The sequence below is a fragment of the Haliscomenobacter sp. genome (assembly GCF_965225875.1).
Taxonomy (GTDB): Bacteria; Bacteroidota; Bacteroidia; order Chitinophagales; family Saprospiraceae; genus Haliscomenobacter.
In genome coordinates this window covers 2095152-2117166 of the sequence record NZ_CBDDBS010000003.1, presented here as the reverse complement: position 1 = coordinate 2117166, position 22015 = coordinate 2095152, and the positions used below count along the sequence as shown (strand labels likewise).

Genomic DNA, 22015 nt, shown 5'->3' with positions numbered 1-22015 from the left:
TACTCCCAGCCAATCCCTATTGACCGTTCATCTAATCCTACCAACCGTTCACCATATTTTACCAACCGTCCCTCTGATTCTACCAACCGTCCCACCTCTTCTGTCAACCGTCCCATTAATTTTCAGCCTGTTTTTTCCCTCCTAAATTTACATCATGCTTCAAGAGAATATTGACATTCTTCATTTCAATTTTTTTCATGAAAACAGGCAAAAAGAAAATATGGATTTCCGGCATTTTATTATGCCTATTGTCTATACAAAATATAAAAGCCCAGTCTTTATCCGGAACAACATGGAATGTGACCGTACCAGCTATATCTGCCAAACCCTACAATTTCATATTTGGCGATACTGGCAATAAAGGCAATGTGTTGATGCCCGATAGTAAGTTGGCGAATTTCACGTGGTCGGAAGATGGTAAAGGCAACTGGTCAATCACCTTGGAACAATTCATCAATGGCGTAAAAAAAATCGAAACTTTTTACGGCAAAATAACGGGTAGTATAGGCTCAGGGTTTTATGCAAACACCGCGGATAGAAAAAACCTAAAACCCTTGACGATGACTAAAAAACAATGAAGATTATACTTCTAAGTATTTCTTCATCAATAGGTTAAGTTTAAATCAATCATTCATTTTTCAAACACTTTAAAATCATTTTCCTATGAGAAAGTATTTTCTTCTTTCGCTTTTTGTCACCATTTTGAGCTTCGCTGCTCAAGCACAATCACCAGCTACTTACCCGACTACTTGGTCTAAAGGTGATGCTAACAAAACGATTTTGAGGTCAGCTAATGGCAACTACAAACTAATTTATCAAGGAGATGGCAATTTGTGCTTGTATAACAAAGCTAACGCTCCTATTTGGGCAACCATGACCAATGGAAAAGCATCAAGTACCGTAATTTTTAATGACGATGGTAGCTTTCTTATTTACAATGGCCCTACACAAGTTTGGAGCGCACAATGTCATGGTAAAGGTGGTAAATATCTTGTATTACAGGACGATGGCAACTTGTGTGTTTACACCCAAGACAACAAACCTATTTGGGCATCAATGACAAACGGCAAGTAGCCTTCAATCCGAACGCTATTTATCGAAAAAAGCATGGCTGCGGGCGTAGTTTCCTGCAGCTTTGCTTTTTTAAAAAAGCAACGAGGATGAAAAAAATTAATGCCTAAAACGCTATTATGCGTCATATAGCATACAAAGCCCCTCAATATTTATAAAATTCATAAAGCCATGAAAATGAGAAAATTATTTGTTATCTGCCTTGCATTGACATCTTTTTCCGCTTGTCAAGAAGCACCTAAGAATAATGTGCCAACGGATCCTAAAGCTGAATTAGCGGCTATCACCGATGTGGTGCATAATTTTTACAAATGGTATCCTCCGGCGGGTATTGAGCGCATTGATTATGTTGACTCAGAAGGTGAATTTTCAAAATTAGACATGGCAAAAGTAGCAGCCTATCACGCACAAATGATGAAAAGTGGTTTTCTCAGTCAGGCCTTTATTGACAATGACATGGCGTATCTGAAAAAATACGAAGCGATTTGGGCAAAAGGCAAGGAAAACGGTAATGAATTCCCCTTATCGGGTCTTGATTACGACCGCTTCCTCTGTTCCCAGGAGATTGAGGATTTCAAGCTTTTGACAACGGCGCCGGTGGAAGTCCAAGGTTTAGGTACTGAAAAAGTTACAGCAATTCTGGATTTAGAGGATTATACCGCCAAAAAGTTGGAATTGGTCAAAGAGAACGGCAAATGGTTGATTTCTAGGATTTTTTGTGAATAGTTACTGTGCAAAGTATTGCATATGAAACACATCATTCAAATGGTGATTTGCGCCGCACTATTGATTTAAAATTGGCAAATGGCTTCTGACCAACTTTGGTTGTGTTACTGCCGCAGCAAAATGACGTAAACCAAGCCTTCGGAAGTTTTCAAACTTCCGAAGGCTCAAAAACTTAGTACAAGGATGTACGTCCATGCCGCTGAAAGTCAACGCTCAACGCCAAAGCACAGTGGCACGGGCGTACATCGAACCGTTCCCTGAAACACAATCTCAATACAAAAACTTATCATTTTTACACCCTAAAACAGCTTATCTTCGCCTCATTCCTAATGCCTTTTAAAAATGCAGGTATGAAAAAAAATCAGTTTTTACTGGTAGTGCTTCTCTCGATCGGATGCGCTTTCAACGGTTTTGCCCAGAATGAGCTGAAATTTGAAGTAAACAAGGTTCTACCATTCATTTCGATCCAGGAAAATAAGCTGGCTGAAATAAACACACTTACGGATTTGGACAAACGGTACCCCACATCTTGGGTGAAAAAATACATTTCCGTGGAAATTTCAGCATATAAAAATGGGATCAAAACAAGGGCTTCGGGTACCAGCGATGTCTTAAATCAGGAGCAAAAAGAACTGATAAAATCGGCTGACCGCAGCAGCGATATTGCTGTAAGCGTAAGCTACTTGCCCGAAAACTCGTTGAAAGTTAACACCGAGAAGCAATACGATTTCAGCGTTACGATCATGCCTGATAAAAATGCTACTTATGGCGAAAGTGCAGCGCAATTGATTCAATACCTGCAACAAAATGGCATTGTAAAGATTGAAGCAGGAAGTTTTGCGGGTTATGATTTGACGGCCATTAAATTCACCATTACCGAACAGGGGCAGGTTGCGGATATCCAAGTTGCCATGCCATCAAAAGATCCAAAAATTGACGAAATGCTGGTTGCGGCTATTTCAAAAATGCCTACTTGGAAGCCAGCAGCGCTTTCTAACGGTTTAAAAGTCAAACAGAGCTTTGTTCTCACCATTGGCAATATGGAGAACTGCATGGTCAATCTTTTGAATATCCGTTCATTTGAATAAATGTATAGGCTCCTTGACCACCAATTTATTTGCCTACTTTTCGCCTTCTAGCCACACCCAACTGGCCTTCAATCGCCTGGCTGCTGCGGATTTGCAGCAACAATTGCAGTACTGGGAAGCCACGGAGCGTTTTCAGGCTTAACAAAGTAGTGTCGGCGCTGTCGTCTATTTTACATTCTCCTTTTTTCGCACACCATTTTCAACCAAAAATAACAACTTACAGGCAAAACCATTTCATCCCAAACCCATTGTTATGCGAACCAAACTTTACGTTTTGTTATCCTGCCTTTTATTTCTCCCTTTTTTACTCAAAAGCCAGTTTTTAGTCACCGACATCAATAAATCGACCATTGGTAGTGATCCGCTTAATTTAAAGGCAGGAAGTAGTCATTTCGTTTTTACTGCTTTTCAAAATCAATACGGCCGCGACTTATTCCTCAGCGACGGAACAGAGGCAGGCACTAAATTGATAATGAACTTTAACATTGGTAATACCAGCTCCCAATATTGGGATCTTAACATCATTGACGATTTTTGCTATCTGGTTAGAAGCCTCGATGCCAATACCTTGCAATATTGGGCTTTCAATTTGATCAACCCTCAGCCCACTATACTCAAAGTTTCCACTGTGAATGGTGTTTCCAGTGGTGAAAATGGCAAATTCATCAAACTTGGCGATCAGGTTTATTTCATTCACCGTGACACTGATACGGGTCGATCGGAATTATGGAAAACCAATAATACACGTGAAGGCACTACCCGGGTTTTTGAATTTGATTTTTTGGCTAGCCCGAATAATTTCCAGATTTATAAAAATCAGTTGATCTTTTTAGCTGAAGACTCCTCTGGACGTAACCAACTTTGGAAAAGTGATGGGACCAGCGCAGGTACCAGTTTGATCAAAGCAGTAGACCTCCAGTTTGGCATTTTTGAATTCGTAGTGTTCAAAGACTTGATTTATTTTGTAGCCAATGACAACAGCAGTGGTTGGGAATTGTGGCAATCCGATGCTACGCCCGGAGGTACAAAATTATTTGCCGATTTAAATCCCGGGAGTAATGGCATTAATCCAACCAATCTCACTGTGGCTGGAAATAAGCTTTTTTTCACTGCTTCTACTGATGCCAATGGGTACGAACTTTGGCACAGCGAGGGTACGCCCCAATCTACTAAAATGCTTAAGGATATTCGACCAGGAGCATTAGGTGCCAATCCATACAATTTTCGATCCTTCAACAATCAGCTTTTTTTTGTAGCCGACGATGGCACCCATGGTTTCGAGCTTTGGAAAAGTGATGGGACAGCAGCAGGAACTCAATTGATCAGGGATATTTTTACTGGCCCTGGGGGCTCTTTTAACCGTCTACCCTTTCAAAGCACTAGCAATGCCACTCACTTCTTCTTTGCAGCCACTGATAGCTTACAAGGCGGTGGATTGTGGCGCACGGATGGTACCCCTACCGGAACTAGTCGTATCAGCAGCATCAATCCTGGTGGAAACTCAAGCGATTCCATTGGATTGATCGCTTTTAAAAATAACATTTATTATAGATCTCAAGATGGTGACAATGGCCAGGAATTGTGGAAAAGCGATGGAACGGCGGGGGGAACCCAACTTTTTACTCGATTTGACCCAACTGGATCAGGTTCTTTTCCCAGTCAGATCAAAGTAGTCAAAGATCACCTGATGTTTTCGGGGAGGACCCAAAGGCTGGGGGCTGAACTATGGAAATCAGATGGCACCGCACAAGGCACACAACTGGTTAAAGACATTTTTCCTGGCGCAGAAAATGCAGATATTCTCTTAGCGACGGTTTATAAGGATCAGTACGTCTTTTCAGCTATCCATGAGACGGAGAGGCAGACCCACCACCTTTGGAAGAGCGATGGCACGGAGCAAGGTACCGTACGTTTGAAAGACTACCTGGGTAAAGAAATCAGTGGCACTAGATACATTGGGGTGCTAAGAGATAAACTAATTTTTAATGCTTATACGCTTGAGCAGGGCAATGCACTTTGGGTTTCGGACGGCACTGATGCAGGCACGCGATTGCTAAAAGACGTTTACTTCCCTGAGCAAGCTTTTCCTGATTATTCTTATAATCTTCCTTTTGTTTTACAAGATAGCTTGCTTTTTTTCATCGCTAGTGATGCATTGTGGGGGCAACAGCTCTGGAAAACCAATGGTACCAGCGCAGGCACTACTGTGGTTACTACTCAACCTAACCTCGTAGTGGTTCGTGAGATATTGGGAAAAGTGGGCGAAAAGCTGTTTTTGAACGCCCAATCCATTGGCATGGGAGATGAATTGTGGATTAGTGATGGCAGTAATGCAGGTACCAAAATCGTCAAAGATATTAACCCAGGCCAAGATGGTTCGACACCACGTAATGGAGTTGTGTTCAATCAAAATTTGTATTTCACTACTTCTGATTTCTCAATTGGGGCAGAGCTATGGAAAAGCGATGGTACTGCCGAAGGAACAGTACTGGTGAAAGACATTTTTCCAGGCCCGCAAGGCTCTGCTCCTCGTTATTTTACTCCACATCAACAAGAGCTGTTTTTTATCGTGGAAGACGGCGGTGGTGGGAAGGAATCGCTATGGAAAAGCGACGGAACCTCCGCAGGAACCGTACGCGTCAAACAACTTATCAATTCCAGCACCCGAACCTATCCGCGCAGTCTTTTCTCTTGGGGCAAGTATTTGTATTTCACTTCCGACAACGGCATCAATGGCTATGAACTTTGGCGAAGTGATGGCACGGAGGCGGGAACTCAGATGCTTTTTGACTTGAACGTGGGGCCAGCTTCCAGTAGTCCAGATAATTTCACTGTTTTTAAAAATGACCTCTATTTTTCAGCCGATGATGGGGTGCATGGACAAGAACTCTGGCGGCTACTTTCCGACAATGTCGTTTCCATCGATGAACCGCGCCTGCCCGAAATCCTGGTTTTTCCCAATCCAGCCATTGATCAACTCGTTGTGCGCCGCAATGTAGAGAATGGCAAGCTGGTTGCTCGATTGTACGATGCGAATGGTCGCACAGTGGTGCAGCCCACTCTTCTAAATGAAGAATCTACGGAATTGAATGTGAATACCTTGCCCAATGGGATTTACTTTTTGGAGATCAGAGCGGAGGGGAGTTTGGAACGGAAGGTGAAGAAGATTGTGATTGTGCGGTAAATGCGATTTTCCAGAAACAATTAGGCGGGATAACGCATAGCGCACTCAGCCCTCGATGTAACAAGACTAAATCAAATCCAAGCAAGCAGCTGAAATTTAAGCAATGGGAGGTCTAAAAAGGGCGTGCTTCTGTGGGGGAAGCACTACAATTTGGGAAGAGAAACAATCCTTATGTTGATTCAGTGGAGAGGCTTTAGGCGTAAAAAAAACTAGAGAAGGATATTGAAAATCAAAAGATAAGGTTTTGCCCATTAGGTCTTCTACGCCATGTGCTACTTGTTTGTCCCCATCTTTGGGTGTAGCTTTGAGTTGGAAGCTGAGGAAACATTTGCCATTACAAGTCAATTCGGGTTTGTCCCGATTGATGCACAATTCTTGCGCAATGTAAGTTTGATTAACCATGAACCAAGCCCACACCAACCCAGTTCTCCACACGGGCCAGAGCATCAAAAAGACCAGAAAATAAGAGTAAAACACTCTAGTCATTCGGCTGATTCAATTGGTTAATTATCAGTTAAAAGATAAGAAAAGAAGTAAGAAATGAGAAGTGAAAAATTATTTATAGTTTTTCACTTCTCACTTTTCACTTCTCACTTCTCACTTTAATGCATACACTCCTCCATCACCTGGTGGAAGCGATCGTGCAATGAAGTGATGGCTTTGGTCAACTCTGCATCTGCAGGTTTGGTTTTTACAAACTTGTCGATGGCTTTGGATTCTTTAGCCAGTAGTTTGATGGAAGTTTTCACCCCGTCTTTTTGGTATTTTTCAGGGATAGCCGAAGCTTTGAGGATTTTGGCTTTTTCGGCCAATTCACCCGAACGTTCCATCAGTGGTTTGAGGTTGCCTTCTTCAGCAGGGTGGAAAGTTGCCGCCATTACCGAGTGGTAGGCATCCAATTCATCCCAACCGGTGGCTTTTTGGGCAAAAGAAAGCTGGGCCAATCCCAGCAACAGCAATGCAAAAAAGTACTTTTTCATTGATTTGGTTTTATGAATTAATTGAGTACAAAGATATTAGACTTCAATAGGAAAAAACGGTGGCATTCATCACCAAAGGATTAATACCTGTGCCATAAACCGTCGTTTGGCGTCAAGATGCCCATCGCCCAAATTTTGGTATAAAGGCAATTGATACTTCAAACCCAGGGACCAGCGATTGTTCAGGTACAGGTCGAGGCCGGTGTTGGCCGCCATCAAAGGTCCGCCAGTTCCCTCTACTTCGGTACCCTTTTGCCAATCGGCAGCACTTTGTTCAACATACAATCCCGCATAAGGCATTAAGCCTAGGCTTTTGCTCAATTGTCGGATCAAAAACACATTGCCATTGCCACTAACCCGGGTGCCAAAGCGATAGTCATCCGCGTTTTTGCCGTTGAGTTTGACGCTGCCTTCCAGATTCAAGCCCCAACCTTTCCAACGTAGGGTATAATTGGAACTCAATAAATAGTCCAGACTACCGGAGCCCAATTGAAAGTTGGCATTGTTCACCTGGGTAGCATCCGTTTCGGTAAAACGAAACTGCCCAGTGGGTAATTTCAGCCCACCCCCTACAAAAAAACTGTGCCGCCAGCCTTCCAGGTTGTTGCCCCTTGCGGTATTCCACAGTTGATAATTGGCCAACAACAACACATCACCCAAACCTTGAACCTTCATTTCCCGATCGGTTTGCATGCGCTGGTTAAAACTAAAGGGTACAAAACCCAGCAACTGTACCCGTGGATGCAGGTAATACCGGGAGAACAGTTCCGTGCTTTGAAAAATATCGTGTGCGCCATAAGGCACCAGGCCTCCGTGTCCGTCGTAAATGCTGTTACGGTAGCGAATTCCCAGGAAATTGTTGTTTTGTTGGGGCATGATGCCCAGGTAATAAGCTCCGGCTGAACAGCCGCACACATCACAAGCCAAAACTGAGTTTTGATTCAGGCTGAAAAGCAGACTGAGTACCCAGAATATCTTTTTCATAGCCATCAATTTTATTGCTCCGACAATTTCCGATCGCGCAGGAAGGTATCGTCACTTAAGGTTTTTAAAAAAGCCTTGATTTGTTCTTTTTCTTCGGTGCTGAGTTCGATGCCCAATTGGCCATTTTGTTTGAGCAAGGGATCGAGGGTAGTTTGGTCGCGAATGCCCAACGTGTAGTGCGTCAGCACTTCATCAAGCGTGTAAAAGCGGCCGTCGTGCATGTAAGGGCCAGTGTTGGCTACGTTTCGCAGGCTGGGTACCTTGAATTTGTAGTCGTCTTCCTCGTTGAGGGTAATGCGGTAACGGCCCCGGTCTTTGTTGAATTCGTGACTGAGGCCATTGTTGCGAAAACTGAAATCGGAGAAGAGTTCCCCTTTGTGGCAGGAGGCACATTTTTGCTGAAACACCTGCATTCCGGCCAGTTCGGTCGTATTCAATTCCCCCCCGGCTTCCTTGCGCACATACTTGTCGTAGCGCGAATCGGCGGAAATACACATCAACATGAATTGCGACATGGCCTTGAGCATGCGATCGGTAGTCACTTCTGTGCTGCCAAAAGTGGCTTTAAACATGGGGGCATATTTGCTGCTGTTGCGTACTTTTTCTACCGCTTTTTTCAGGTCCTCATCCATTTCCAGTGGATTTTCGATCGGTGCAATCGGCTGCAAATCCAAGTCGTGTACCCCGCCATCCCAAAAGAAGGTATTGTGCCAGGCCAGGTTCATGATCGGCGGGCTGTTGCGCTCACCCAACTGGTCGTCAATGCCGTGGCTAAGGTCATGTCCGTGGTGGGTGAAGGCAGCACTTTGCTGGTGACAAGAACCACAACTGATGCTGCCATCGCGAGACAGAATGGGATCGTAAAAAAGGGTGCGCCCCAGTTCAAACCCGGCCGCGCTGATGGGATTCTTCTTCAGGTCGTAAACCGGCTCAGGAAAATTGGCTGGTTTGACAAACTGAATGTTTTCCGGTTCGGCCTCTGGTTGGCAAGACCAAAGCAGGGCCGCTATGATGAGAATGAGATTGAGCATCGGCTTCATGGTTAATCATTGTGTACATGGTGCACCTGGAACATCTCCACGTAATTGTTGGCAATGTTCACCGAATAAGGGGCAAACATGACCGTAGTATTGGCGCCAATGCTCACTTTGCTACTCCCTTCAAATGCTTTGAGGACGTCTACAATGATGTGTACTTGTGGGGTAATTGAACTGCGCACGGTAGCTTTGTCCCCAGCAAAAGTGCGAGTGACGGTTTTGATGTTGTTGATGGTTTTGCTGTTCATCCCGCCAAAACCGCCGATGTGGTAGCGGAATTTTTTGTTGCCTGCTGCATCAGCAGTTGCTTGAGGAGATAAACCTTCCATTTTGAAGAAAATGTAGCCAGAGTTCCAACTCCAGTACATGTTGTCGTCACCGCTGTGGGCCGCAGGATCTAGAATGCCGGTGCGTTTGGACAAGTCCATGGTGTTGCGGATACTATCGACACCCACCATGAATGTAACTTCAGTATAATCTCCGGCCGGAATGTTGTTCAGTTTGATTTCCCGAGATGCGGCAATGCTTTCCTGAACCAGAAAATAGCTGCTGTCTTGAGGAACTGTGTAGACCGTTCCATCGCTCTTTTTGAGCTTGATGTTGCTGATGTAATAGTTGAGCAAGGTCACATTGAATTGGTCCCCGTTGGCATTGGTGTAGGTTTGGGGGCCGTTTAGTTGCAGGTTTTGTGAACCCACTACGTTGTCAAATTCCAGGATAATGCTGCCCTTGTCATTGGGACCAAACTCACCATCATCGTTTTTGTCGCAAGAAAAAGAAAGGATCAAAGTTGCCAGCACAACAAGTGCTGCAAGGCTATTTTTGAAATACATTGCTGTTGAATTGAATCGTTAAAAATGCCACATGCGCCCCATAGCACGACAGCCAAACAGTTCGTCATCCCGAATTTTTGAAAAGCCAAAATCGGGCATAAACCTAATCGCGGAGCGATTGAATTTATCATAGCCCCGGTCGTCCGGGGTAAATAGTAGGGTCAAATTGGCGGCAACCACGGCAGTGGTTGAACACAATTGAGCAAAAAGTTCAACCGCATCCGCGGTTGCGAAACCTTGTGCTACCCAAATGACCCCGGACGACCGGGGCTATGATAAATTCAACCGCATCCGCGGTTTGTCATCCCAAAAATTCGGGATGACAAACTCATGCTTAGTGCCTTTGTGGCAAAATGAAAAATGAAATTGGAATCGATAGGGCAGACTTCGCCCATGAAATTACAGCAATGTAACTGCGGGTGGCTTGATGAGGGCCAGTATGTGAAGAATAGATAGGGGAGTACGGTAGGAAAAATGCGACTTGTGCAGAACGGCAGGTGCAGGTTGTGAAAGGCGAAGGGTGAATGCCTGAAAAACGTACACCAAATCTTTGCCCAGCAAATTTTCCAAACCATTGACAAAATTGTCATGCCCCTGGCGGTGCACCTCCCGCATTTTGGTCATCAGGAAACACTTTCCATTACAGTGCATTTCCGGACGATCTTTGTTGATACACAACTCTTTGGCGATGAAAGTTTGATTGGCCTTGAACCATGCCCACACCAATCCCATTCTCCAGCTTGGCCAGAGGATCAGGATCAGGAAAAAGTAGGCAAAAAAGGTTCTCATGACGTAGTTAATCGCGCTTCAATTTGGGAAAGTTGCTATCATCGCCGCAAAGCTAAAGTTTGTGGCCAATTTTTAACAATGATTTTTTGAAAAAAAGTGGATGATAAAAGTCACTATTAAAAACAGACCACAATCTCCATTATTTCAACAAGCTCTCATCCGCTACATGCCCTGATTCTGGAGCGCCTGCTGCAATCCATTGCCGGACAAATTCAATTTGATTGGCCGTTAATTTTAAGCCCCCGCTGGGCATTTTTTGCCCAAATTGATACGCTGAACCTTCCCAACTGATTTTTGCATAAAGGAAACTTTTGGCAGGATCACCTGGTTTGACAGACTTCAACCCAGCAGCTTTTGCCTGTGAATTGTGGCTGTCTTCAGTAAGTAAACGTTGGTAGGTTTTTTCATCGCCCAAGCCATGGTGGCCAAAATCCCCTTCCTTGGCGTGGCAACCGGATAAGGCGCAGGAGGTTTTAAAAATTTTTTCGTAAATAAGGTTGTAACTACCTTCGGGGGGGCTATAACTCGGCTTAGCAGGTTCTTCTTTTTTGCAAGCGATGGCAAACAAAAGGCTGGTAAGAACAACCACGGTTATTTTTTTGGTTGAAAACATGTCAAGTGATTTAAATTTTGAGGAATGTGACTATAGCATTAAAACCCGTAGCGAAGTCCTACACGAAAGGTTTTATAGAGGTAGAGATTGGGTGCGCCTTCAGGATCAACTGGCATGTATTTCAAGGCCAGAAGCCAGTTGGCACCCACTTGAAAGTCGATAGGGTGGGCAGCATCTGGTGCAAAACGCCAACTCCACTGGATGTCGAGCCCCAGGGTTTGTCGCAAAAAACCTGGCGTTGAATTGTCGGTAGGCACCCATTTTCCTTCCTCGTATGCGTAGCGAATGTCCTTGGTTTTGGCCCTGCCAATGCGGTAAATAAGGCTTGGCGTGAGCCGGAGCTGACCAAATATTCGGATATCAGCTCCCAGGCGGGTACCCAGGAACAAATAGTTTTCAGAATAGGGGTTTTGCCAAAATCCAGCGTGTAAATCCTGGAAAAGCCGGGTTCCCTTCCTTTTTCCCTCATCCCAAGTTCGTTCAAGACCCAGCGAAAACCCCGGCCGAATTGTTACCGGATTGGTGGTTTGCAGCGAGCCAACATCCAGCTTAAAACCTGCGTCCTGGTGAAAAAAAACGAAATTGGCCGCCCATGGGCTGGAATTCTGGCTAAACCCAGCTGATCCCCAGTTAAAGCAAATGAATGCAATTAAATATTTGAATTTCATTATTTTAAGATTTGTAAGTGCCTTGTAGCTGCATTTTCTACAGGTAGAAATAAAAGAAGATTCCCATTTCGTCTTCAGATGTTACCCCAAACCGAATTTCCCGATTGGTGTCATTTTCATAAGTAATTGCTGTCCTTACCCCGTTGCCTTTATCGATGTCAATAAAGTCAGGCAGATATACAAACTTGGGGTCATGCCAATTGTCGTTTGAGTACATCAATTGCCCATCTTTGGGGCCGCCAACGTAGTACACTTCAAATTTTTTACCTCGTTTGTGCATGTGAGAAAACAGGACCTTGAGTTTTCTTTTTTCAGGAAAGATATCGGTGTATTCAATGGTCGTGGTTTTTTTAGCGGGGAGAACCAGTACATCGATATTGTCTGTACTTTGTTGTTTCAAAAAATACTTTACCGCTGATTTGGGTTTGGTGTAAATGTTCATACTCACCTCCCCAAAAATGGTTTGATTCGATTTGTTGAAATAGTGTGAGTTCAAGTCGAGCGTCGAATTGGCGGCAATGGGTACGGCAAAACCTTCCGGGAAATCAACCCGTTGATAGGGCGATGCAGCTTCGGCCAGCAAATTCATGTTTTCCATGTTGGAAAAGGTGTTGAGGCGGCCATCGGCCTGGTTTTGGTCCCGCATTTCGCCAATTTTGGGCAGTCCGACCTTTTTTTCATCTTTGTATTGGTACGCAATGACATGGTGCGAACCTTCGCGTTGTTTCACTTCATATCCCGACATGTAAATTTCTTCGGTGTTGCCGATGGGTACGCGCATAAACCATTCCCGCTCAAAGTTGGCCGGAATGGGAAAGGCGGGAACGTGTAAATTGTAGCCCGTACCAGGATCTGGCTTTTTCAGTGGTACAAAATTCGCGGGGATGGTAGCTGGATCATAATCCCAAGGCTCAACCTTTACACAAGCATAAAGGGCAAGGCTTAAGAAAAAGAACAGCAGGGTGATTTTTGAAATGTTGGTTGCCATAATGAAATTGTTTTTCAATGGCTCAAAACTCCAAAAACAACCAGTCAGTGGTGTTCGAGTTTATAGATTGGAACAAGTTTAAGGCAAAAAAAGGCCCAATTTGGTGTTCTCCTAAATTAAACAGGCATGGCTACTTTGGATCTTTCTTGTTTTTGAAACTCAGTAGGTGAAATACCTACGTTTTTTTTGAAGGCAGTATTGAATGCGGTTTTGGAATTGAAACCAGCCTCAAAAGCAATCCCAACCATGGTGAGGTGGCTATGCTTTTTCGAAATGAGTAAATTTTTGCTTTCCTCAACGCGGTAACGATTGATAAACTGGGCAAAATTTTCACCGAAGCCCAGGTTAATCAACTCCGATAGTTCATGCAAACTCAAGTCCTGGTGTTTGGCTAATCCGGCAAGACTGATTTCTGGGTTGAGGTAGGGTTTGTTTTTTTCCATACTTTCCAAGAGTAAGGCTTTCAATTGATCAAACTTATCTTCTGGAATGCGCTGGCGCCGTAAGGACAATGACTCGTCTTGTTCTTCTAAAATTTTCTCGGCCTCTTCGGCTTGTTCTGGTGAAAAAGGGAAAACTTCTTTTTGTTGCAAAGAAAAATACCCCAAGGCGTAAATGGCGAAAAAATAAACGAATGAGTATTTACTTTCCGTTTGTTCGATGGGTAAGAAGAAGATCTCGAGCAACCAGGTTAGCACCATTAAACCTACGCCGCATAAAAAATAAAACAACCATTTGAGTTGAAATTCTTCGGGTGTTGCGGTGAAATTTTCAATGTTTCGCTGGTGCCTGAGGAGAACCCTGAAAGAAAAACACAAATAACCTACTATCTGCAAGACAATCAAGGCAATCACAATGACATCAGCAACATCCAATTCAGCAGCAGTGGTGCTTGGCTCAGCTTGGGCCACTTCGGGAGTAGACAGCCAAACTAGAAAATTCAGGGTCATCAAAAGAATACTTGGCGAAAAATGCCAAAGGTCTTTTATCCTGAAGTTCCGGTTGGGGGTCACAAAACGCAAAACACAGAGGTACAGTGTAGGGGCCAGCAATAGAAAATTAAAGTTAAACAAGAAGATCAACCAGTAAGGCTCTTCAGCAAGGCCATAAATTTTTAGGTTTCCATCAAAAAGCGCAGAACTCAACAACAACAAAAAGAGCGCTAACCAACGGTTGGCAATGATGTTGACTTCACGGCGTACCGTAAGCACTAAAAAGGAAAGGAAAATGGCACTTCCCGTACTGAGCACATTGAGCAAAGTAAGCATGATCGGAATGACTTGTAGAACCTAAAAGTTCCGTTGATGATTGGTTCCTCTTAGATGGAAGAATGGTGGAGTTCCCCCTATTTAGTCATACTTTAAGGTGCCAAAGTCTGTTCAAACACCATCGCATAAGCCCCCATGATACCAGCATTGTCGCCCAATGTCGACACCTTTATTTCACAATCAGAGGCCAATTGGGGCAGGCTGTACAAACTGATGCCCTTGATGATCGAGTAACGCATGGTTTCGAATACGGGCACAAAACCTCCGCTCAATACGATCAATTCAGGATTGAGCAAGTCGATTAATCCAGCCAGCGCGCGCCCCAGTTGTTCCCCCATCTGGTGTAGGTTTTCAATAACTTGCGGCTGGCCGCGTTCAACCTGATTCAGGATTTTTTTGTAGGGTAGTTGCTCTCCGGTTTGAGCTGCGTAGGCCGATTCCAGGGCCAGGCCCGAAACGAGGGTTTCCAGGCAACCTTTTTTCCCACAAATACACAATCGTTTGTTGTCAGCAGCAAAAATATGCCCAAATTCCCCCGCAAAACCGGAATGCCCATTGTGCAACTGCCCATTGGAAATCAAACTCACCGCCAGGCCCCGACTGAGATTGACACAAATGGCATTTTTTTTATCCTGGGCCAGGCCAAAAGTATTTTCTCCCCAGGCCAAAAGACGGGTATCGTTGTCGATGAAAACCGGAAACCCCCATTCCATTTGTAAATAATTCGCCAGCGGCTGATCCAGGTTTAGGTAAGAGTAGCTGATGCCCTTTTTATGGTTGACTCGCCCGGCAATGCCGATGCCAACTCCCAGGATTTTTTCAGCTGGAATATTTTGACTGTTGATAATTTGTGGGACAATGGTTTTCAAAAAATCGAGGGCAGCATTTTTGTCATTGAGGTCAAAAGTTTCAGACTCGTATTCATACACCAGCTCGCGCTGAAGGTTGATAATACCCAATTTGAAAGCGTGCGAAACCAATTCAATACATACAACATAACCCATGTTGGGGGCCAGGCGATAGGCAACTGGCCGCCGACCACCGCTGGATTCTCTTTTGCCAGCTTCCACCAGGATGCCCTGATTTTCAAACTCTTTCACCAGTTTGGTGCCCGTGGGCACACTTAGTTTCAAAAACTGACACAATGCAGGGATGCTCAGCTCCTGATGGTGGAAGAGCAAGTGGACAATTTTCCGTCTTTGGGTGTTTTGTTTTGATTGGGTGCCGTATTCCGTCGTTTTCTCCAAAAAGGTCCAGGCCATGGTTTAATTTTTAAACGAAGGGCAAAAAATGAGCACTTATTTTGCCTCACATTAAAGCTCAAATGTAAAAATAATTCAGTCGAGTAGAGGCAGCGAAAAACGACGAGGGAAAAGATAGTACATTTGCAGGGTTATTGGCGATTGGCTATTCGCTATTGTTTTTTCGTTATTCGTGTAAAAATTATGCGCTATTTCATCTTTCTTCAGTGTTGCTTTTTCATGTGTTTTGTGCAAGCACAAGCCCCTTATGGAGCGATCCGCGGCGTTTGGGTGACTGCTCAGGACAGCGTTTTGGATTCCAAAACAAACATTCAAAAGGCTGTCGACAATTGCAAAAAAGCAGGCATCAACAACATTTATGTCTCAACCTGGAATCGGGGGCGCACCCTTTATCCGAGTGCCATTATGATGGAACGTTTTGGCATAGCCATCGACCCTCGTTTTGGCAAACGTGACCCTTTAAAAGAGCTGATCGACGCAGCGCATGTAGAAAACATCAAGGTTCATGCCTGGTTTGAATATGGTTTTGCTGCTGCCTCTGGTGATTCGGGGGCTTATCTCCTCAAAAAATATCCTTATTACGCTGCCATAGGTCTGGATGGAAAAGGAGTTGAAAAAAATGGCTTTACCTGGATGAACGCCTTTCACCCTCTGGTGCAAAATTTTGTCAAAAGTTTGGTGCTGGAGGTAGTGAAAAAGTACGACATCGATGGCATTCAAGGCGACGACCGGATGCCAGCAGTTCCATCCACGGCGGGGTATGATTTGTATACCGTCGCCGAATACAAAAAAGAGCACAACCGCCTTGCTCCACCGGCCAATCACCTGGATAGCAACTGGATTCAATGGCGGGCAAAACGCTTAAACAAGTTCGGCAAAGACTTATACCAGTCAGTTAAGGCGGCCAAACCCAATGTGCTGGTGAGTATGGCACCAGGTATTTACCCTTCTTCTTTGCAGGATTACCTTCAGGATTGGCCGACCTGGCTACGTGAAGGTTACGTGGATTATGTCATCGTGCAGCTCTACCGCTACAAGTTGGACGAATACGAAAAAATCCTGCAAGAAACCATTCAACGAGTCGGCGGTAAAAAGGATCGCCTTTATGCTGGAGTGTTGATTGGCCTGGGGGATGGTTATCGGATCAAACCTGAACTGTTGAAGGGCATGCTTGAGCTGAACCAGAAATACGACTTGCCAGGGGAGGTGTTTTTTTATTACAGCGCTTTACCCAAGCTGGGAAAAGTGTTAAAACGTCAATGAGTTGCTTTTTTAGAGAAATTATTTGTATTAAGTCTAAATAAACTTTATTTTTGCAGCCAGTTTTGACCAATCTCTGCAAAATATGGCTACTCAAAAGAAAGGTTTCGACCCAATGAACATGAAACTCCCCTTTCCGCTTATTGTCATTGCGGGAAAAAAGCACAAAAAGAAGTGTTGCAAAAAATACAAAAAGGGCAACAGGTGTAAAAGTTGCCCCAATGGCTAGCCCTTATTTCAATTCAAACTCCCAAATCGGCTCTACGCCCAACAAGTGCTCCACAAAATAATTCCAGCGCTTTTTGGTGAAATAATCGTTGTAGATGCCTTGGTAACCGTGTTTTTGGCTGGGCAAAATCAGCATATCAAACTCCTTGTTGGCGCGGATGAGCGCTTCAGCCAGTTTGAAAGTCGCCGAAGGGTTCACGTTTTCGTCGATGCCCCCGTGGGTGATCAACAACTTCCCTTTCAGATTTTTGGCCATGGTGATATTGGACACCTGATGATAGGTCGAATCTACGGGCCAGCCCATGTACATTTCCGGCCACCAGTCCTTTTCCATCCTGAAATCGTGGTCGGCCGAACTGGCAACGGCTACCTTATAAAAATCCGGGTATTCCAATACAGCATGGCCTGCATCGTATCCTCCCGCTGAGTGCCCAAAAATGCCTACCCGCGTCGTATCCATCCAAGGGTTTTTACGCCCCAATTGCAAGATGGCCAGGCGGTGATCCTCCAGGTTTTTGCCCATGTTTTTGTAGGATACATTGTGGAAAGCCTTGGAGCGCCCCGCTGTACCCAGACCATCCACGGTAATAACGATGAATCCCAGTTCTGCCAAAGGCTGGTTGTTGCGCGATAAAGCGGTGGTATAATTGCGCGGATACATATTGGTGTGCGGCCCGGTATAGGTTTGATCAATGACCGGGTATTTTTTCTTTGGATCAAAATTGCTGGGTTTCCAGATGGCGCCGTAAATGGTGGTTTTTCCATCCTTGCCGATGGCAGTGAAAGGCTCGGGCAAACGGTATTTCATGGAATCCAGGCCACTGGCGTCTGTTTTGAGCAAGTCCAGACTCAGTGGGGGAGTAGTGTGGCTTTTCAATACCGTGCGAGTAGGCTGCGTGGGGGTAGAAATATTGTCCACGAAATACAACCCATCTGGCGATACAAACACATCGTGGTTGGCATTTTCAGGGGTTAACAATTCTACCTTACCTGTCGACAAGGTCAGTTTGTACAAATGCTGAAAATAGGGGTTGCGCCCGGCCTCTTTCCCTTGAGCATTGAACAGGATGAACCCTTTAGCGTGGTCTACGTGCAAGACTTGATTGATGTAATAAGCGCCATTGGTTAAGGGTTTCAGCGACTTGTCTTTAAGGTCGAGCAGGTACAATTGTTTCCAGCCATCACGCTCCGAGGTGATCAATACTTTGCCCCAATCTTCAAAGATTTCAGCGCTGTAATTGTCAATATTGGTGTTGCTTGTTTCGCGGTAAAGTAGCTCTTCCGATTGTTTATTCAAGTCGCAGCGATGCAATTCCACAGCCTGATAGCCCCGAATGGCATTTTCCTGGTACACCACACCACTGGTTTTGGACCATTCGTACTGGATGGGGTTGGTATGGGTGGCCTGCAAGTGGTTCTTTTGGTACTCGGCTCCAGTGCTGACATTGTAAAACACAGGGATCATCTTTACCATGTCCGTATCGCCTGGTGAGCCGCGGTAATAGCCCAGCAATTTGGGTTTGTACAAATCATCCTGACTCCAGTCCAGCAGGTACATTTTTTTGGCAACCCGCATATCGGTAACATAAGTCTGAATCCATTTGGAGTCCGGCGACCAACGCACCGTAAAGCGCCGGGGACGTTCACCGTTTTCACCCTCAATGATATCGGACCAGCCGTAAAAAGTGCCGTACTCGTAAAGCCGCTCGCCTTTGGTGCTCAGTTGGCGGATGCTGCCGTCGGTGGTAGATTTAATGAAGAGGTTGTATTTGTCGGTATAAGCAATCCATTTGCCATCGGGCGACTTGGACTCGAAGGGATTTCGCTCCGGGTTGATGACCCTTTTCAGGGTGTAATTGCTCAAATCCAGCGCATAGGTTTTTCCACTGCTGCTGAATTCCAAGTGTTTGGCATCCTTATATTGCAAAGCTTGCATGGGTAAGTCGCTTGCTTTTACCGTAGTTTTGAGGCTGTCGCCAAGCACCTTGGCCAATCTTTCCTGGTCGAGCAGGGGGGCAATTTTTTTAGCTTTCCAGTCAACTTTAAAGTAGGTGCGGCCCAATCTGCTTTGAGAAACAAAAAGTATCCCCGAGCTATCCTGCGCCCAAATGGGCTGTGGGTTGTGGTTGAATACTTTTTTGTTGTTGAAGTTGCTCCACATGGAGGCAACGGCGCGTTGGTAGTCGGCTTTGCTGATTTGTTGCGCCTGAATGTTTTGCAGGCTAAACATGGCCATCAGCAAGAATAGGTAAATTCTAAACATGGTCGCTTTGGTTTGGGCTGTAAAAAAGGAAATTTAGCTGAAAAACCGTTTATTTTACAGCAGCTTTCATGATTTATTGCTCAAAAAATCACCCACTATGACGCTCCACTTTTGGGCAATTGCTGCAATAGTTGCGGCAGCCCAAGGGCTTTTATTGACCGTTCTACTTTTTTCATTGAAGGAGAACCGTTTGCCCAATCGGATCCTGGGTTTGTTGATGGCCCTGCTGGTGGTGACCCTGCTGGAGTGGGCATTGTGGTGGATGCATTGGATGGATCGTTTACCGGGCTTTAAAGTCATTAGTTATCCGCTCCAGCTTGGTTATGGGCCGCTGTTGTTTTTGTACTTTATGGCGACTTTTGAGCGCCCCAAAATGAGTGCGCAAAAAGTGCTTTGGCACGCTGTACCTTTTATATTCACTACTTTTTTGTTGTTGCCTTTTTATCTCCGCTTTTTTCCATCCCTTACAGCCTACCTAAGTTGGATTCCTGAATGGCCGCTAGTCCACTGGTATTTGATCCCGGTCTTTATTCAAATGATCACTTATGGCATTTGGATGAAAATTATGCTAAAACCGCATGTCCAGAAAAACCAGGAGTTGAAACGTTGGAGTATTTGGTTGGTCAATGCGTATTGGGGCATTGTTTTGACCTTTATTTACTATCGACTTTCTCACGTTTTAGGCTTACATGCCCCTCAATGGCGACAACTCGACGCGGCCAGCCTGACCTTTTTTATCTACCTCGTGGCCTGGCTGGGTTACATTGAGCCCAGGGTTTTTGCCGGAATGACCTTAAAAGAAGCCATCAAACCGATCAAGTACCGCAACTCAGTGCTCAGCCCGGAAAACTCCAGTGCACTTTTTCAGCGGATTTTAGAGCTGATGGAAAAGGAAGAGCTGTTCCGCGACAACCAACTTTCCCTAGATGGCCTGGCGCAAAAACTTAGGGCGCAACGCCACCACGTTTCGCAAGCCATCAATGAACAGGCGGGTAAAAGTTTTGCCGAGTTTGTGAACGCCTACCGAGTTAAAGCGGCGCAAGAACTGCTGGCTACCACCTCCAAACAAGAACTTAATGCAATTGAAGTCGCTTATCAGGTTGGGTTTGGTACCAAAAATGCTTTTAATCTGGCTTTTAAAAAAATTACGGGCACTACTCCTACTTCTTATCGACAGATGCAGGAAAAGAAGGTTTAATAACACCCACTGGACATTTTACTCAGGACATCTGATGAAATTTTTTGAAATAAACGATCTTTTAGATGATCCTTTCATCAAAGTATGCCAGGCGCAGCTCGTTTCAATTGCCACGTGCTTTAGCTCGTGGTAAGAAGCTAAAAAATGACCTGGGCTTTAGCCCCATTTTCAATTTTTTGGCAGGACTAAAGTCCATTTTAACAGCAACTCCATGATCCACGCGCTAATGAAGTTTTCAAAATAAAGCGTCCCTAAATGAGCCAGAAATTGAGAAAAGCTGGCAGCTACAAAAGATCGGTTATTTCAAAAAACTTCATAAGCACGTGGCAATTGATGTCCTCGTGCCTCAAAAACAAAAGCGTCCAGTAGTAAGGCCTAATCCCATCGGATTTCCCCTTCTTCCGACGAATTTTCCCTGCCAAAGTTGAGCTTGAGCTTTGTTTTGTCCCACAAACAAACACACGCTTATCATCTGCATTATGAAAACATCCAGAAAAGAATTCATCCGCAGCGCCCTGGCTGCTTCCACTGGCCTGATGGTTCCTTCCTTATTACAAGCCAATGCTCAGGATCGGCAATTGGTTGACCCCATCGACCCAGTCATTGTCAAGGAATTTGTGCTCAAGTCACACAACGATTTTGCCCGGGTCCAGGTATTATTGGAAGAATACCCCAATTTACTCAATGCCACGGTGGACTGGAAAGATGGCGATTTTGAAACGGGGATTGGCGCAATGGCGCACATGGGGTACGTTGATCAGGTCAAATTTATGATTGAAAAAGGAGCCCGTTTCGACATTTTTGTGCTCGCCCTTTTGGGACAAACCACTTTGGTTAAATCCTTAATTGATGTGTATCCTAAGGCTTTGCACTCCATTGGGCCACATGGTTTTACCCTTTTGCACCATGCCAAAAAAGGTGGAGACAACGCCAAGGAGTTGTATGAATACCTCAAAGAGAAGGGATTAAGCGAGGATTTTATCAAAACTTTTAAAGACAAATAAACATTGTTTTTTACTCAACAAAATGAATAATTTGTTTTGGTTTTAAATAAAAAAATAGTATCTTCAAGCCAAACAAATCAACAATGAAAAGAGTAACCGGAATTGGTGGGGTCTTTTTTAAATGTAAAGACCCCAACCAAATTAAAGAATGGTACAAAACCCACCTTGGATTCGAAAGTGATCAATGGGGAACCAGCTTTGAATGGAGAGTCAGTGACGAACCTGAGCGGAAAGGCTATACCCAGTGGAGTCCTTTTTCCGAAACCACCGAGTACTTCGCACCCTCCACCAAAGATTTTATGTTCAATTACCGGGTAGAAAATCTGGTAGCTTTGGTTGAAGCCCTAAAGCAGGAAGGAGTAACAATCTTGGATGAAATTGAGGAATTTGAATACGGAAAATTTGTACACATCCTGGATCTGGAAGGCAATAAAATTGAATTGTGGGAGCCAATTGATGAGGAATTTGATAAGGTAGCAGATGGGCGTACGAAATAAGGTTCAGTCCATTTTTGCTTTCATAATCAGTAGCTTATAAAAACAAAAAATAATTCGTCAACTAATCACTATAT

Annotated in this window: 23 protein-coding genes; 10 read left to right on the top strand and 13 right to left on the bottom strand. The window is 44.6% G+C overall.

Features of this window, described 5'->3' with window-relative positions; genetic code table 11:
• The first annotated feature begins 197 nt into the window (after positions 1 to 197).
• From ACO08K_RS28750 to ACO08K_RS28725, 6 genes are all read left to right on the top strand, one after another.
• Positions 198 to 578 carry a hypothetical protein gene (locus ACO08K_RS28750; RefSeq protein ID WP_421799947.1) on the top strand — a complete coding sequence of 127 codons (381 nt, stop codon included), beginning with the start codon at positions 198 to 200 and terminating at the stop codon, positions 576 to 578.
• Positions 579 to 663: 85 nt separating this feature from the next.
• Positions 664 to 1074 carry a hypothetical protein gene (locus ACO08K_RS28745; protein WP_421799946.1) on the top strand — a complete coding sequence of 137 codons (411 nt, stop codon included), beginning with the start codon at positions 664 to 666 and terminating at the stop codon, positions 1072 to 1074.
• Between the two features lie 168 nt (positions 1075 to 1242).
• Positions 1243 to 1797 (top strand): DUF3828 domain-containing protein, encoded by a 555-nt coding sequence (locus tag ACO08K_RS28740; RefSeq protein WP_421799945.1) that lies wholly within the window; start codon positions 1243 to 1245, stop codon positions 1795 to 1797.
• Positions 1798 to 2147: 350 nt separating this feature from the next.
• On the top strand, positions 2148 to 2885 hold the full coding sequence (locus ACO08K_RS28735; protein ID WP_421799944.1) for an energy transducer TonB: 738 nt from the start codon (positions 2148 to 2150) through the stop codon (positions 2883 to 2885).
• Positions 2886 to 2898: 13 nt separating this feature from the next.
• On the top strand, positions 2899 to 3027 hold the full coding sequence (locus ACO08K_RS28730; RefSeq protein ID WP_421799943.1) for a DUF3526 domain-containing protein: 129 nt from the start codon (positions 2899 to 2901) through the stop codon (positions 3025 to 3027).
• Positions 3028 to 3138: 111 nt separating this feature from the next.
• Positions 3139 to 6069 carry an ELWxxDGT repeat protein gene (locus ACO08K_RS28725; RefSeq protein ID WP_421799942.1) on the top strand — a complete coding sequence of 977 codons (2931 nt, stop codon included), beginning with the start codon at positions 3139 to 3141 and terminating at the stop codon, positions 6067 to 6069.
• Positions 6070 to 6165: 96 nt separating this feature from the next.
• On the opposite strand, the gene ACO08K_RS28720 is transcribed toward ACO08K_RS28725, so the two are convergent.
• From ACO08K_RS28720 to ACO08K_RS28665, 12 genes are all read right to left on the bottom strand, one after another.
• The gene (locus ACO08K_RS28720; RefSeq protein WP_421799941.1) at positions 6166 to 6555 is read right to left on the bottom strand and encodes a hypothetical protein; all 390 of its coding nucleotides are present in this window, start codon (positions 6553 to 6555) and stop codon (positions 6166 to 6168) included.
• Positions 6556 to 6671: 116 nt separating this feature from the next.
• On the bottom strand, positions 6672 to 7049 hold the full coding sequence (locus ACO08K_RS28715; RefSeq protein WP_421799940.1) for a hypothetical protein: 378 nt from the start codon (positions 7047 to 7049) through the stop codon (positions 6672 to 6674).
• A 69-nt stretch (positions 7050 to 7118) separates the two neighbouring features.
• Positions 7119 to 8033: a hypothetical protein gene (locus ACO08K_RS28710; protein ID WP_421799939.1), complete on the bottom strand. Its 915-nt coding sequence runs from the start codon at positions 8031 to 8033 to the stop codon at positions 7119 to 7121.
• An 11-nt stretch (positions 8034 to 8044) separates the two neighbouring features.
• Positions 8045 to 9064, bottom strand: coding sequence for a cytochrome-c peroxidase (locus tag ACO08K_RS28705; protein ID WP_421799938.1), 1020 nt, complete (start codon positions 9062 to 9064; stop codon positions 8045 to 8047).
• Between the two features lie 11 nt (positions 9065 to 9075).
• Positions 9076 to 9903 (bottom strand): MbnP family protein, encoded by an 828-nt coding sequence (locus tag ACO08K_RS28700; RefSeq protein ID WP_421799937.1) that lies wholly within the window; start codon positions 9901 to 9903, stop codon positions 9076 to 9078.
• Positions 9904 to 9921: 18 nt separating this feature from the next.
• The gene (locus ACO08K_RS28695; RefSeq protein WP_421799936.1) at positions 9922 to 10101 is read right to left on the bottom strand and encodes a hypothetical protein; all 180 of its coding nucleotides are present in this window, start codon (positions 10099 to 10101) and stop codon (positions 9922 to 9924) included.
• A 201-nt stretch (positions 10102 to 10302) separates the two neighbouring features.
• A complete protein-coding gene (locus ACO08K_RS28690) occupies positions 10303 to 10692 on the bottom strand; it encodes a hypothetical protein (RefSeq protein ID WP_421799935.1) in 390 nt (129 codons plus the stop codon).
• A 139-nt stretch (positions 10693 to 10831) separates the two neighbouring features.
• Positions 10832 to 11305 (bottom strand): hypothetical protein, encoded by a 474-nt coding sequence (locus tag ACO08K_RS28685; protein WP_421799934.1) that lies wholly within the window; start codon positions 11303 to 11305, stop codon positions 10832 to 10834.
• A gap of 38 nt (positions 11306 to 11343) precedes the next feature.
• A complete protein-coding gene (locus ACO08K_RS28680) occupies positions 11344 to 11973 on the bottom strand; it encodes a hypothetical protein (protein WP_421799933.1) in 630 nt (209 codons plus the stop codon).
• A 37-nt stretch (positions 11974 to 12010) separates the two neighbouring features.
• The gene (locus ACO08K_RS28675; protein ID WP_421799932.1) at positions 12011 to 12961 is read right to left on the bottom strand and encodes a hypothetical protein; all 951 of its coding nucleotides are present in this window, start codon (positions 12959 to 12961) and stop codon (positions 12011 to 12013) included.
• 116 nt (positions 12962 to 13077) lie between these two features.
• Entirely contained in the window at positions 13078 to 14229 is a 1152-nt protein-coding gene (locus tag ACO08K_RS28670; RefSeq protein WP_421799931.1) for a helix-turn-helix domain-containing protein, read from the bottom strand.
• A 92-nt stretch (positions 14230 to 14321) separates the two neighbouring features.
• A complete protein-coding gene (locus ACO08K_RS28665) occupies positions 14322 to 15491 on the bottom strand; it encodes an ROK family transcriptional regulator (RefSeq protein WP_421799930.1) in 1170 nt (389 codons plus the stop codon).
• Between the two features lie 183 nt (positions 15492 to 15674).
• Here ACO08K_RS28665 and ACO08K_RS28660 point away from each other — a divergent pair, with 183 nt between their 5' ends.
• Positions 15675 to 16754: a glycoside hydrolase family 10 protein gene (locus ACO08K_RS28660; protein ID WP_421799929.1), complete on the top strand. Its 1080-nt coding sequence runs from the start codon at positions 15675 to 15677 to the stop codon at positions 16752 to 16754.
• A 229-nt stretch (positions 16755 to 16983) separates the two neighbouring features.
• Here the strand turns inward: ACO08K_RS28660 and ACO08K_RS28655 are convergent, their stop codons facing one another.
• On the bottom strand, positions 16984 to 19242 hold the full coding sequence (locus ACO08K_RS28655) for a prolyl oligopeptidase family serine peptidase (protein ID WP_421799928.1): 2259 nt from the start codon (positions 19240 to 19242) through the stop codon (positions 16984 to 16986).
• A gap of 97 nt (positions 19243 to 19339) precedes the next feature.
• Here ACO08K_RS28655 and ACO08K_RS28650 point away from each other — a divergent pair, with 97 nt between their 5' ends.
• The 3 genes from ACO08K_RS28650 (at position 19340) to ACO08K_RS28640 (ending at position 21941) form a co-directional block, all read left to right on the top strand.
• Complete coding sequence (locus tag ACO08K_RS28650) at positions 19340 to 20440, top strand: helix-turn-helix domain-containing protein (protein ID WP_421799927.1); 1101 nt, start codon at positions 19340 to 19342, stop codon at positions 20438 to 20440.
• Positions 20441 to 20919: 479 nt separating this feature from the next.
• Positions 20920 to 21444, top strand: a complete 525-nt coding sequence (locus ACO08K_RS28645) for an ankyrin repeat domain-containing protein (RefSeq protein ID WP_421799926.1) — start codon at positions 20920 to 20922, stop codon at positions 21442 to 21444.
• 83 nt (positions 21445 to 21527) lie between these two features.
• Positions 21528 to 21941: a VOC family protein gene (locus ACO08K_RS28640; protein ID WP_421799925.1), complete on the top strand. Its 414-nt coding sequence runs from the start codon at positions 21528 to 21530 to the stop codon at positions 21939 to 21941.
• The last annotated feature ends 74 nt before the right edge of the window (positions 21942 to 22015 follow it).